This window comes from Actinoplanes sp. NPDC023936 (genome assembly GCF_040639325.1).
Lineage (GTDB): Bacteria > Actinomycetota > Actinomycetes > Mycobacteriales > Micromonosporaceae > Actinoplanes.
Genome location: NZ_JBEZZR010000040.1, coordinates 24,387 through 37,105, shown reverse-complemented (window position 1 = coordinate 37,105; position 12,719 = coordinate 24,387). Strand labels below are relative to the sequence as shown.

14 protein-coding genes are annotated in these 12,719 nt (G+C 70.3%); 9 read left to right on the top strand and 5 right to left on the bottom strand.

All coding sequences use genetic code 11. The annotated features are described in order from the left end of the window. Positions 1-31: 31 nt before the first annotated feature. Positions 32-850, top strand: a complete 819-nt coding sequence (locus AB0F72_RS34805; protein WP_360440734.1) for an IclR family transcriptional regulator C-terminal domain-containing protein — start codon at positions 32-34, stop codon at positions 848-850. Positions 851-1,210: 360 nt separating this feature from the next. After that, positions 1,211-1,513, top strand: coding sequence for a hypothetical protein (locus tag AB0F72_RS34800; RefSeq protein ID WP_360440731.1), 303 nt, complete (start codon positions 1,211-1,213; stop codon positions 1,511-1,513). 182 nt (positions 1,514-1,695) lie between these two features. On the opposite strand, the gene AB0F72_RS34795 is transcribed toward AB0F72_RS34800, so the two are convergent. Together AB0F72_RS34795 and AB0F72_RS34790 are read right to left on the bottom strand one after the other, a co-directional pair. Next, positions 1,696-2,301, bottom strand: a complete 606-nt coding sequence (locus AB0F72_RS34795; protein WP_360440728.1) for a carboxymuconolactone decarboxylase family protein — start codon at positions 2,299-2,301, stop codon at positions 1,696-1,698. Further along, positions 2,298-2,762 carry a MerR family transcriptional regulator gene (locus AB0F72_RS34790; RefSeq protein WP_360440725.1) on the bottom strand — a complete coding sequence of 155 codons (465 nt, stop codon included), beginning with the start codon at positions 2,760-2,762 and terminating at the stop codon, positions 2,298-2,300. The genes AB0F72_RS34795 and AB0F72_RS34790 overlap by 4 nt, the downstream gene beginning before the upstream one ends. A 78-nt stretch (positions 2,763-2,840) precedes the next feature. On the opposite strand from AB0F72_RS34790, the gene AB0F72_RS34785 reads away from it, so the two are divergent. Together AB0F72_RS34785 and AB0F72_RS34780 are read left to right on the top strand one after the other, a co-directional pair. Further along, positions 2,841-3,311, top strand: a complete 471-nt coding sequence (locus AB0F72_RS34785) for a hypothetical protein (protein WP_360440722.1) — start codon at positions 2,841-2,843, stop codon at positions 3,309-3,311. 54 nt (positions 3,312-3,365) lie between these two features. Next, the gene (locus tag AB0F72_RS34780) at positions 3,366-4,628 is read left to right on the top strand and encodes a metallophosphoesterase (protein ID WP_360440719.1); all 1,263 of its coding nucleotides are present in this window, start codon (positions 3,366-3,368) and stop codon (positions 4,626-4,628) included. Here AB0F72_RS34780 and AB0F72_RS34775 read toward each other — a convergent pair whose 3' ends face one another. Continuing rightward, a complete protein-coding gene (locus AB0F72_RS34775) occupies positions 4,629-5,597 on the bottom strand; it encodes an NADPH:quinone oxidoreductase family protein (RefSeq protein ID WP_360440716.1) in 969 nt (322 codons plus the stop codon). It abuts the gene before it with no gap. A gap of 90 nt (positions 5,598-5,687) precedes the next feature. On the opposite strand from AB0F72_RS34775, the gene AB0F72_RS34770 reads away from it, so the two are divergent. Next, a complete protein-coding gene (locus tag AB0F72_RS34770; RefSeq protein ID WP_360440713.1) occupies positions 5,688-6,059 on the top strand; it encodes a DUF6188 family protein in 372 nt (123 codons plus the stop codon). 17 nt (positions 6,060-6,076) lie between these two features. On the opposite strand, the gene AB0F72_RS34765 is transcribed toward AB0F72_RS34770, so the two are convergent. Beyond that, the gene (locus tag AB0F72_RS34765) at positions 6,077-6,769 is read right to left on the bottom strand and encodes a TetR/AcrR family transcriptional regulator (RefSeq protein WP_360440710.1); all 693 of its coding nucleotides are present in this window, start codon (positions 6,767-6,769) and stop codon (positions 6,077-6,079) included. A gap of 193 nt (positions 6,770-6,962) precedes the next feature. Between AB0F72_RS34765 and AB0F72_RS34760 the strand changes: the two genes are divergently transcribed. The 4 genes from AB0F72_RS34760 to AB0F72_RS34745 are packed head-to-tail and all read left to right on the top strand — an operon-like array spanning position 6,963 to position 12,093. Then, a complete protein-coding gene (locus tag AB0F72_RS34760) occupies positions 6,963-8,153 on the top strand; it encodes an oxygenase MpaB family protein (RefSeq protein ID WP_360440707.1) in 1,191 nt (396 codons plus the stop codon). A gap of 16 nt (positions 8,154-8,169) precedes the next feature. Next, a complete protein-coding gene (locus tag AB0F72_RS34755) occupies positions 8,170-9,390 on the top strand; it encodes an oxygenase MpaB family protein (RefSeq protein WP_360440704.1) in 1,221 nt (406 codons plus the stop codon). After that, positions 9,387-11,624, top strand: a complete 2,238-nt coding sequence (locus AB0F72_RS34750; protein WP_360440701.1) for a molybdopterin cofactor-binding domain-containing protein — start codon at positions 9,387-9,389, stop codon at positions 11,622-11,624. The genes AB0F72_RS34755 and AB0F72_RS34750 overlap by 4 nt, the downstream gene beginning before the upstream one ends. Beyond that, entirely contained in the window at positions 11,617-12,093 is a 477-nt protein-coding gene (locus AB0F72_RS34745; protein ID WP_360440698.1) for a (2Fe-2S)-binding protein, read from the top strand. Before AB0F72_RS34750 ends, AB0F72_RS34745 begins: the two co-directional genes overlap by 8 nt. Before the next feature lie 15 nt (positions 12,094-12,108). Here the strand turns inward: AB0F72_RS34745 and AB0F72_RS34740 are convergent, their stop codons facing one another. Further along, complete coding sequence (locus AB0F72_RS34740; RefSeq protein ID WP_360440695.1) at positions 12,109-12,663, bottom strand: ABATE domain-containing protein; 555 nt, start codon at positions 12,661-12,663, stop codon at positions 12,109-12,111. Positions 12,664-12,719 lie beyond the last annotated feature (56 nt).

The following is a 12,719-nucleotide window of genomic DNA, read 5'->3' as shown; positions in this document are numbered from 1 at the left end:
GAAGCACTGACCGGATGGAAGCACTGACCGGATGAACGCTGAGCGTATGAACGACGCCGGCAGGGGCGCGGGTCCCGACTTCATCGAGGCGCTCGCGCGCGGCCTCGACGTCCTGCGCACCTTCCGGCCCGGCACGCCGTCGATGACGCTCAGCGAGATCGCCGGGCTCACCGGGCTGGCCCGGCCCACGGTCCGGCGCATCCTGATCACCCTGGAAACCCTCGGGTACGTTCGTGGCGCCGGCCGCGGATACGCGCTCACGCCCCGGGTGCTCGACCTGGGGATGGCCTACGTCGACTCGCTGAGCATGTGGGACGTGGCGCGGCCGCACATGGAGAAGCTTGTCGCACAGACCAACGAGTCCACGTCGATGGCCCAGCTCGACGGCAGCGACATCGTCTACGTGGCGCGAGTGGCCGTCCCCAAGATCGTGACGCTGGCCGTGAGCATCGGCACCCGCTTCCCGGCGGCCGCCACCTCCCTCGGCAAGGTCCTGCTGGCGGCCCTGCCCCCGTCAGCCGTCCCCGGCGTCCTGGCCGAACAGTCCCGCTCCGGCATCACCCCACGCTGGCACCCGTCCGCCGCCGAACTGGAGTCCGCGCTGCGCGAGGTCCGCGCAAAAGGCTGGGCCCTGGCCGACCAGGACCTGGCCCCGGGCATCCGCTCGGTCGCCACCGGAGTCCGCAACGGTGACGGCCAGGTGATCGCCGCTCTGAACGTCACGGTCCACGCGGCGGAGACCTCGGTGGACACCCTGCTCGACGATCACCTCCCCAGGCTCCTGCGCACCGCCGCCGACATCGGCCACGACTGGGCCCGCACCGCCGCCATCCCCTCGGCGACCGTGTGATGGTCTGACCGGCGACAGCCTTGGGCGCGTCCGCGGAGAGCTGGCCCCATCCACGCCGGGGCGACGGGCGCCGAGCACACGCGATACCCGCTCGCCCGCGCCGACCGCCTTCCCGCAGGGGGAAAACGCACACAACGCCAACACGTGCGCTGGCCGCCCATCACAGACCGGCTGCGATATCCGCCCCGACCTAATCCAAGATCAAGTTAAGCTAAGCGGCATTGTGTCGCAGAGGTCGGATTTCGTTTCTTCTGGCGGTACACGGAGGGCCACGGCCGCTTTGAGAACGGTTACATCGACGATGCCCGAATTGGTTTCGGTCGAAGAGATTACATGCCGCGAATTGGCGTGATCCGGCCCGTGCCCTCTGGCGCAGCGGTGCCGTCCTGGGTGGTGCGGCAGCCGGTGGCGGTGCCGTCGCGGGCGAGGCCGCAGTTGGCGGTGCCGTCGCCGGCGATGCCGCAGTTGGCGGCGGTGGGGTCGCCGGCGATGCCGCAGCTGGGGGCGATGGGCTCGCTGGTGGTGCGGCAGCTGGAGGCGGTGCGGCAGCCGGCGATGGTGGGGATGGCGCAGGCGGCCCGGTGGTGGCCGGCGTGGTGGGAGCCGTGGGATCACCCGCCTGATCACGCAGCTGACGCAGGCGCCGGGCATGCCGCTGAGTGAGGCCCCACGCGCGATGCCGCTCGTGCTCGCGCCGGAATCGCTCACCCTCCGGCGAATAATTGCGACGCGCAGCAGGAACCCGCAAATGCCTCACGGGAAACAACGAAAGCTGCGCCATGAATCAATTGTTCTCAACCCCATAGGAACCGTCCAACAGAAATCTCTCATACCTCATATGAGCCTCACGCATGATCGCCGCCCGGCGGCATCGGCACTCCGCGGGCCTCGAAGACCTCCTTCGCGGCGAACGTCGCGTTCAACGCACGCGGGAAGCCGGCGTAGACGGCGGCGTGCAGGATCGCCTCGACGATCTCCTCCGGGGTCAGCCCGACGTTGAGCGCGGCGCCCACATGCACCCTGAGCTGGGGCTCGCAGCCGCCGAGGGCGGTGAGCACGCCGATCGTCACCAACTGCCGGGACCGCGGGTCGAGGCCCGGCCGGTCGTAGATGTCGCCGAACGCGAACGCTGCCACGTGGTGGCCCAGGGCCGGCGAGATGCCGGCCAGCGCGTCGATCACCGACGTACCGGCGTCGCCGTCGATGCGGGCGAGGACGTCCAGTCCGTGCCGGCGGCGGTCCAGGCTCGCGGCGCTCGTGACATCGTGCTGGGCGGTGCCCGTGACCTCGCGCGGGGCGGTGCCGCCGGCATCGTGCTGGGCGGTGCCCGTGACCTCGCGCGAGGCGGTGCTGCCGGCATCGTGCTGGGCGGTGCTGCCGGCATCGTGCTGGGCGGTGCCCGTGACCTCGCGCGGGGCGGTGCTGCCGGCATCGTGCTGGGTGCTGGTCATGGCTGGGTCGCTCCTCCGTACGTGGCGATCTTGTATTCGGTGGCCGCGAGGGCCAATTGCAGCTGCGCGATCTGGGCACGCAGGGTGTCGCGGTGCTCCAGCAGCAGATCGAGGCGGTCCGGGATGGTGACGTCGCCGCGATCCACGAGGTCGATGTACTGCCGCAGGTCGCTGATCGGCATCCCCGAGGTCCGCATCCGGGTCAGGAACACCAGCCGCCGGATCGCCGGGGTGTCGTACACGCGGTGTCCGGCCGGATTCCGGGGCACGGTGACCAGGCCGATGCGCTCGTAGTAGCGCAGCGTGTGCGGGCTGGCCCCGACGTGCCGGGCTGCCGTGGCGATGTCCCACTGCCGGGAGTCGTCGTCGGCGACCAGGTCACGCAGCGCGTGCACCGACACGCCGCCGGGCGGGTCCACGGCGAGCCGCAGGGCTTGCGCCAGCTGTTCGTTCGCGTTCATGGGGCCGACGGTAGATCTTTGAGCGCGCTCGAAGACAAACCGTGTCCGGCTGGGGCTCGGCTGACCTAAATTGGGGATATGCCCGATCCGATGCTCGACAACCGCACCGCGCGCTCCGACTGGGCAGAGCCGGACGGGGTGCTCGCCAACTATGTCTCGCTCACGGATCAGCTCGTCGAGCACGTGGACCCGGGCACGCCGTTCACGCTGACCGTGGGTGGTCTCGTCGTCGACGGCGACCTGATTCCGGAGTGGCAGTGGTTCGCCGAGCTCAGTGAGCTCAACGACCACGAGGACGCCTACTACGTCGGCATGGCGGAGTACGTGAAGGAGCAGTCCGACCTGGCGCACGCCGCGGTGAAGAGCCGGGACATCGGCAAGGAGATCTCCTATCGGGAGTTCCAGGCGCTCTCCGCGCCGACGAAGTACATCCACCTGCGCAACGCCCACATCACCCGGCCGGGCCAGACCGACCGCGGACCGGGCAGGCTGTGGCGCGGACGCCTGCGTGACGTCTCGGGCTGGACCCCGGGCCGCGCGGAAGACTGAGCCCGGCCTGAGAGCGGTTTCGGCCGGGGCCGTGCGGGGCCCTAACCTCGTCCGGTGATCCTGGTATTCGTTCTCGTCCTCGCCGTGGTGCTGGCGATCCTGGGCGCCGCACACTGGTACCTCTGGCGCCGGCTCATCCGTGACACCACCATGCCGCGCACCCGGTGGCGCAGGGCCGGCACCGCGCTCTTCATCGCCGGCCCGGTCCTGGCCGTCGGGGCGCTGGCCGGGGAGCAGGCGGGACTGCCGCACACGGCCGCGGGGATCGTGGCGTGGCCGGGATACCTCTGGCTCGCGCTGTTCCTCTACCTCTTCCTCGCAGTACTGGCGGGGGAGGTGGTGCGGCCGCTGCTGAGCCGATGGCTGACGAGAACCCCGGCGAAGACCCCGGCACTGGTCGGAGTCACCGAAAACGCCACCGAAAGCGCCAACGCCACCGAAAGTGCCAACGCCACCGACAACGAAGAGACCACCAAGAGCGAAGACGCGTCACCCGTACCCGAATTGGTCTCTCGAAGGGTGTTCGTCTCCCGGGTCGTCGGCGGCGCAGCCGCCGTGGTCGCCGCCGGAACCGTGGGCGCCGGCACCTACAGCGTGCTGAACGGGCCCTCGATCAAGCGGATCACCGTGCCGCTGGCGAAGCTGCCGCGCAGCGCACACGGCATGCGGATCGCCGTGGTCAGCGACGTGCACCTCGGCCCGGTGCTCGGGCGCCGGTTCTGCCAGGGGGTCGTCGACACGATCAACTCGACGCAGCCGGACCTGATCGCGGTGGTGGGCGACCTGATCGACGGCGACGTGGAGGACCTGGCCGATTCCGTCGAGCCGTTGCGCGGGCTGCGCTCACGGCTCGGCACCTACTTCGTGACCGGCAACCACGAGTACATCTCGGGCGTCGAGCCGTGGGTGGAGAAGGTGCGCGAGCTGGGCATGCAGCCGCTGCGCAACGCCCGCGTCCCGCTCGCCGGCCTGGACCTGGCCGGTGTCGACGACGTGCAGGGCGTGCCGGACTTCACGGCCGCGCTCGACGACCGCGATCGATCACGTGCGGTGGTGCTGCTGGCGCACCAGCCGGTGAACATCCACGAGGCCGTCGAGCACGGTGTCGACCTGCAGCTGTCCGGGCACACCCACGGCGGGCAGATGTGGCCCGGCAACTACATCGCCGAGCTGGCCAACCCGACGAACGCGGGGCTGGAACGGTACGGCGACACCCAGCTCTACGTGAGCCGGGGCGCCGGCGCGTGGGGGCCGCCGGTGCGGGTCGGCGCGCCCTCCGACATCACGATCGTCCAGCTGGCGTCCCCGCAGGCGTGATCACGGGATGAGCAGCACCCGGCCGAAGGCGGCCCGCGACTCGATGTAACGATGCGCGTCGGCCGCCTCGGCGAGCGGGAACTCGCGATCGATGACCATGGTGAGCTCGCCGCTCGCGACCCGGCCGATCAAACCCTCGATCAGGGTACGGGTCCGGGCCGGGTTGAATCCCATCTCACCGCCGAAGTAGACGCCACGCAGACTGGCGTTCTTGAACATCAGCGGCCCGATCTGCGGTGGTGTCCGCTCCCGGCCGGCCTGACCGACCCAGCTGATCCGGCCCCGGTAGGCGAGGGCGTTGATGCTGCCCTCCAGGGTGCTGCCGCCGACCGGGTCGAGGACCAGGTCGACGCCGCGGCCGTCGGTGAGCTCGCGGACCCGGCTGACGACGTCCTCGTTCTTGTAGTTGATCGCGTGGTCCAGGCCGAACTCGGCGAGGCGGGCGAGTTTCTCGTCGCTGGAGGCGGTGCCGAGGACCGTCGCGCCGGCCTTCTTGGCGAGCTGCACGGCGGCCACGCCGACCCCGCCGGCGGCGGCCTGGATCAGCACGGTCTCGCCGGCCTTGAGGCCACCGAACTCGAAGAGGCAGTCGTCGGCGGTGCCGAACTCCACCGGGATGCCGGCGGCGATCCGCGGATCCATGTCATCGGGTACGGCGTAGAGGTTGTGCTCCGGGACGGCGGCCAGCTCGGCGTGCGAGCCGGACGCCATGAACGCGACCGCGCGCTGTCCCTCGCGGACCGAGGTGACACCGGCTCCGACCGCGGCGATCGTGCCGGCGGCCTGGTAGCCGACGATGTGCGGGGCGGACGGGAACGGTGTCACCTGCCGATGCAGCGTGTCACCGCCCTGCACGCCGACCGCCTGGATGCGCAGCAGAGCCTCGCCGGGCTTGACCTCGGGGTCGGGGACGTCCTCGTAGCGCAGGACCTCGGGACCGCCGTTTTCGTAGTAGACCGCCGCTTTCATGTCCTAGATCCTGCCATCGGCGGCGGCGTCTCGCAGGAAAGAACCTTCTCTTAAGGTTTCCTTATGGCACGGGGAACTAGCGTCCCGTCCATGTCGCCGCTGCACCTGCTGACCGGGCAAGAGCTGGAGTTCATCCGGCTCGGCCACGCCATCGTCCTGGGCTTCTCCGGTGACCGGCACGTGATCATCGAGTCCGCCGCGCATCTGGCCGGTCCGGGCGGCCGGGCCGAGGTGGGGCCGGACGATCCGTCGGACGCGATCGGCACGCTGCTCGGTGACGTCGTGCGCCAGGCCCGGGCCGGCGAGTCCGGCGAGCTGCGGATCGCGTTCGCCAGCGGGGCGGAGCTGCTGGTGGACGCGGACGCCGACGCCGAGTCGTGGGCGGTCACCGGTCCGGACGGATTCCTGATCGTCTGCCTGGCCCGCGGCGAGCTCGCCATGTGGGGCGGAGCAGCCGCCTAGGACCCACTCGTCAAGGGCTAACCGCTCAGCATCGGGGTCAGGAAGCGCCGGGCCACCGTGCCCAGCTGCTCGGCGTCGTCGAGGTCGACCACGAAGCTCGGCGTGACCAGGAACGAGCAGCACAGCCGGGTCATCAGCTCGGCGACCAGCTCGACGTCGACGCTCGCGGAGATCGTGCCGACGTGCTGCTCCTGCCGGAGCTGGCCGGCGACGAAGCGCTGCACGGTGCCGAGCATCAGCCCGCCGTCGCCGACGATCGACGGGATCAGCACGTCCGGCTCGGTGATCATCAAGCCGCCGATCAGCGGGTTGTCGCGGATCGCCCGCAGCGAGCTGACGAAGCCGATCACCACCCGGTCGGCGGCGGTCGCGCCCTGCTGCACCTCGATCAGGAACTGCGCGAAGTACCGCCGGAACTCGCGCCGGATCACGTGTTTGACCAGGGCGTCCTTGGTGGCGAACCGGCGGTAGGCGGTGACCCGGGAGACGCCGGCCCGGCGGGCCACCTCCTCCATCGTGGAGCGCCGGATGCCGATCCGGCAGAAGTGCTGGTACGCGGTGTCCAGCAGCCGGGTGGTGACCTCGTCCTCGCGGAAGTCGGCGGGGAGGTCGTCGGTCAGCTCGCCACCGGCGAAGACCTCGGCGATGGCCCGGCCGAGCAGCGAGTCCGAACCGGGGACGGCGCCTAGCGCCGGCAGCGGTGGTTCCATGAGCGGCCCCCGAGACACAGCAGAAGCGAAGCGAGATACATCAGAAGCGAAGTTGTATCAGCGTATCAGCAATCGACAAACTTCACATCGAACCTTGTGATAGCCGTCACGCCATGGTCTCATGCTGATACATCAAGGCACTTGGTGTCTCACCGTATCAGGAGGGCTAGTGGAACCTCTGAGCAGGCGAAACATGTTGAGGGCGAGCGGAGCCCTGGGTGCGCTCGGCGCGCTGAGCGTCGCCACACCGGCAAAGGCGTGGACGTGGTCGGCGCAGGGATCGGTGGTCGGCTCCGGTGTGGGCGCCGATCCGCGATGGGTCTGGGACGCCGAGGCCGACCCGCTCGTCGCCTCGCTGATCGACCGCGGCGACGTGCCGATGGTCAACGCGCTGTTGCGCACCTGGAAGAAGAACGGCCAGCCGCTCCCCGCCGGACTCCCGGCCGACCTGCACGCGTTCATGGAACGCGCCCGTCAGCTCCCGCCCTGGGCGGACCAGGCGAAACTCGACCTCGCCGTCGACTTCAACGAGAAACGCGGGCTCTACCTCGGCGTCCTCTACGGACTCGCCAGCGGCATGATGAGCACCGTCATCCCGAAGGAGGCCCTGGCCGTCTACTACTCCCAGGGCGGCGCGGACATGAAGGACCGCATTTCCAAGACCGCCAAACTGGGGTACGACATCGGCGCCGTCAACGCCTACCGCCCGGACGGCGAGATGATCGTGACAGCCGTCAAGACCCGCCTGGTCCACGCGGCCGTCCGCCACCTGTTGCCGCAGTCCCCGTACTGGACGCAGGTGGCCGAGGAGGACATCCCGATCAGCCAGCGGGACATCATGGTCACTTGGCACAGCCTGCCCACCACGGTGATGCGCAAGCTGACCGACTGGAAGGTGCCGATCCCGGAGGCCGAGTCGAGTGCGTTCCTGCACTCCTGGCAGGTCGGGGCGTACCTGCTCGGCGTCCGTGACGAGTACATCCCGAACTCGTGGGCGGAGGCAAACTCGCAGGCCACCCAGGTCCTCGACCCGGTCCTGCGGCCGACCCCCGAGGGCATCAAGCTCGCCGACATCCTGCTCAACCTCGGCAAGGACATCGACGGCGGGCTGCTGACCAAGGGGATCCTCGGCTCGTTCACCCGCTTCATGCTCGGCGACGAGATCGCTGGCTGGCTCAAGATCCCGCGCGAGCTGGTCTGGGACCCGCTGCTGCGGACCGCCTGGGGACCCTTCGTCGCCGTACGGGAAGGGTTGTTGCCGTTCCCGCTCGCGCCGAAGGCCTATTGGCTGTTCGACGAGTTCCTGCGCAAGGCGGCGCTGCTGTTCCTCTCCGAGGCGAAACCGATCAGCATCGAGATCCCCCTCACCAACCGTCCGACCTGAGAGGATTTTCCGCGACATGTCGGAACTAAGTAGGCGCAAGCTTTTGATGTCCGGCGGGGCACTCGGCGCCTTCGGAGCACTCGGGATCGCCACCCCCGCCTGGTCCCGCGACGTCTCCCCGTGGACCTGGTCGCCCACCGGCTCGATCGCCGGCAGCGGCTCCGGCGCCGATCCGCGCACCATCTTCGACGCCGAGGCCGACCCGGTCTCCGCCGAGCTGCTGGACAGCGGCGCGGTGCCCGAGGTCAACCGGTTGCTGTGGAACTGGACCCGTAACGACCAGCCACTCCCGGCCGGCCTGCCCGGATATCTGACCGACTTCATCGAGCAGGCGCGCCGGCTGCCGTCCTGGGCGGACACCGCGAAGCTGGAGCGGGCCGCGCAGTTCAACAAGTCCCGCGGCCTCTACCTGAACCTGCTCAACGGCGTCGGCGGCGGCATGCTGAGCACCGCCATCCCGAAGGAGGCCTGGTCGGTCTACTACTCCAAGGGTGGCGCCGACATGGAGGACCGGGTCGCCAAGACCAGCCTCCTGGGCTTCTCGGTGGGAGCGCTGAACGCGTACCGGCCGGACGGCGACTGCGTCGTCAACGCGGTCAAGACCCGCCTGGTCCACGCCGCCGTGCGGCACCTGCTGCCGCAGTCACCGCACTGGAAGTGGGGCCCGATCATCAGCCAGGAGGACATCCTGGTCACCTGGCACACCCTGCCGACGTACGCGATGCGCAAGCTGCGCGAGTGGGACGTGCCGATCTCGGCCGCCGACGCGCAGGCCTACCTGCACGTCTGGCAGGTGACAGCGCACCTGCTCGGCGTGCGCGACGAGTACATCCCGGCCACCTGGGCCGCCGCGAACGCCCAGTCCGACCAGGTGCTGCCGCCGAACATGGGCCCGACCCGCGAGGGTGTCGAGCTCACCGACATCCTGCTCGGCCAGCTCGCCGAGCAGACCAGTCCGGGCAGCATCAGCCGCCCGCTGGTCAACGCGCTGGCCCGGTACCTGGTCGGCGATCAGGTGTCGGACTGGGACGGCATCAAACGCGAGCCGGTCTGGGGTCCGCTGATCGCGAAGCTGTGGCCGCTGCTGGTGCGGTTCCGCGAAGGGCTGGTCCCGCTGCCGCTCGTCCCGGAGGCGGCCTGGGTGATCGACGAGGCGGTCCGCCAGTACATCCTCTTCTTCCTCACGAAAGGCAAGGAAACCAAAATCGAGATCCCGACGATCAACCGGCCCGAATGAAACGCCGCAGCTTTCTCGGGTTCGTTCTCGCCGGCCCGGTCCTGGTGACCGCGGCGCCCACCCGGGCCGACGCGGACATCACCGAGATCCTGGACCTGAACGACATCATGACGGCAGCGGCACTGCCGACATCGGGACTCATCTCGGTCGAGGTCAACCCGGACGGCACCGTGTCGTTCGCCCTGCCCCGGGCCGAGGTGGGGCAGGGCATCACCACCTCGACGGCCATGCTGATCGCCGAGGAGTTGTCCGTGCCCGTGCACCGGGTCCGGGTCACCCTCGCCGACGCCCGGCCCGAGCTGCTCTTCAACCAGCTCACCGGGGCGTCGAACACCACCATCGCGACGTACACACCGATCCGGGTGGCGGCGGCGGTCGCCCGGCAGCGGCTGCTCCGGGCCGCGGCGTCCTTGTTGAACTCGCCGGAGGCCGGTCTGCGCCTCGACGCTGGTGTGATCACCGATGAGAAAGGCCGGCGCGTCGACATCGGCGCGCTGGCGAGCAGGGCGGCCAGCCCGCGAACCCTGTCCGTGCCGGTGGAGCTCGCCCCGCGGGAGAGCTTCACCGTCATCGGCCGGCCACAGAACCGGATCGACGCCCGCGACGCGGTGACCGGGCGCAAGAAGTTCGCGATGGACCTCGACGTTCCCGGCGCGAAACCCACGATGGTGTGCCGGCCGCCCACCATCAACGGCAAACCCGGCCCGGTCGGCAACCTCGCCGAGGTTCTCGCCATGCCCGGCGTCACCGACGTGGTGACGATCTCCACCGGGGTGGCGGTCCGCGCCGACACGTTCGGCCAGTGCATCGACGCGGTGCGCGCCCTGCGGGTCACGTGGAAGGCCGGAACCGTGGAGGGCAAGTCCGACCAGAGCGTGCTCAAGGAGCTGGCCGCCGCGGAGCTGCCGCTCGGTCCGCGGCCGCTCACCCCGGTCGTGGAGGGCCGGTTCACCTTCCATTTCCGCAGCAACAGCGCGCTGGAGACGAACTGCGCGATCGCCGACGTACGCGGAGGCCGGGCCGAGATCTGGTCCGCGCTGAAGTCGCCGATCGTCGCCCAGCAGACGATCGCGGCCCGCCTCGGTCTGCCACCCGGCAGAGTCACCGTGCACGTCACCGAGGGTGGCGGCTCGTTCGGCCGCAAGCTGTTCTTCGACGCCGCCCTGGAAGCCGCCGAGGTCTCGGAGAAGATCGGCAAGCCGGTCAAGCTGATGTGGCATCGCGCCGACGACTCCCGGCAGGGCCGCACTCACCCGATGGCGACCTCTCGGGTGCGGATCGCGTACGCCGGCGGATTGGTGCTCGGCTTCGAGCAACGGCACACCAGCGTCACCACCGATCTCGGGCACGGGCTGGGTGAGCTGCTCACCGCGATGGCCGCGTCGCTGCCGATCGGCGACGCCGCGTTCGCGCAGACGTTCTTCCAGTTCAGCCACACGTCGCCGTACCGGTTCGGGGTGCACACCCGGCTGCTCGCCGAGACCGGGAAGGGGTTCAACACCGGCAGCATGCGCAACGTGTACTCACCGGACACCACGTGCGCGCGGGAACTGATGATCGACCAGCTGGCTTCTCGCTTGGGCAGGGACCCGTTCGAGATGCGCCGGGACTTCCTGCGCGACGAACGCGCCCGGGCCGTGCTGCGCGCCGCCGCCGACGCGGGGGAGTGGGGCCGGGCCATGCCGGCCGGCACCGCGCAGGGCATCGCGTTCCACTCCGAGTACAAGGGGGTCAGCGCCTGCCTCGTGGAGATCGACTGCCGGCCCGCCACGGTGAACCGGCCGATCCGCGACGGTGTCGGCGGCCCGCGGGTCACCAAGGTGGTCTTCGCCGTGGACGTCGGGCTCGCGGTCAACCCGCGCGGCCTCGAGGCGCAGATGATGGGCTGTGTGATGGACGGCATCGCGCTCGCCCTGACCTCCAGCCTGCACCTGCGCGACGGCTACTTCCTGGAGGCGAGCTGGGACAACTACTTCTACACCCGGCAGTGGAACACCCCGCCCGACCTGCGGGTCATCGTCATGCCGCCGACGTCGGACGAGCCCGGCGGCGCGGGCGAGCTCGGCGTCGCCGCGTCGGTGGCGGCTGTCGCGTGCGCCTACGGCCGGGCGACCGGGACGATGCCCACGTCCTTCCCGATCAACCACGGGACGCTGTCGTTCACGCCGAAGCCCACGACCCCGCCGATCCCGGCGTCCCCGCTCGTTCCGTCTGATGGAGGCACCGGTGCCTGAGCACACCTTCCGGGTCAACGGCACGGCGGTCACCGTGGACGTCCCCGACGACGTGCGCCTGCTCTGGGTGCTGCGCGACATCCTCGGCGTCACCGGGCCGAAGTACGGCTGCGGCATCGCCGTCTGCCGGGCGTGCACCAGCCACCTCAACGGCGAGGCCGTGACGCCGTGTGCGATCCCGGTCTCCGCGCTGGGGCCGGACGACGAGGTCGTCACCATCGAGGGCCTCGCCGCGACGGCCGGCGCCGAGCTGCACCCGATGCAGCAGGCGTGGCTCGACCAGGACGTGGTCCAGTGCGGATACTGCCAGCCCGGCCAGATCATGGCGGCGGTCGCCCTGGTCCGCCGGGTCGCCGCGGAGAACCGCGAGATCACCGAGGCCGACCTGGACACCATCCGCAACGTGTGCCGGTGCGGCACCTATCCCCGCATCCGCGCGGCGATCAAGGCCGCGGCCGGGAAGATGTGAGCTGGTCGGCGGTCGTCAGAGGCTGGTGGCGGCTTTGCGGGCGCGGTATTCGCGGGCCTTGACCCGGTTGCCGCACTCGGCCATGCCGCACCAGGACCGGGTGCCGCCCCGCGACCGGTCGATGAACAGCCGGGTGCACGCCTGCCGCTCGCATTCACGCACGCGCGGCGGCGTCTCGCCGGACATGTCGCCGAGCAGCACGACGGCGGCGCGGGCGACCTCGGCGGTGGCGGCGCCGAGGCCGCCGGTGCGCTGCGCGCCCCGCGAGCCGAGGGTGAGCGAGGCGGGGGATCCGGCGGCGGCCGCATTGAGGGTACGCAGGTCGGCACCGTCCCACTCCGTCCCGGAGAGCGACGCGTGGACCAGGCGATAGGTGACTTCCCGCAGCTCACGGAGCTGGTCCAACTCGTCCCGCCCGGCCGCCGGCGCCGCGCTGAGCAGCCCCGCCTCGACCGCCCACCGCGCCGCGTCGGCCGGCTCGGCCAGCCCCTCCTCGGGCGTGGTCCGCCGCCATTTGAGCGTGCCGAGCAGGTCGAGCGCCGGGTTGCCGCTGACGAATACGAACTCCACGTCACCACCTTGACAGGTGACGCCGCCATCCAGCAAGGTCATCGCGTCACCGGCTA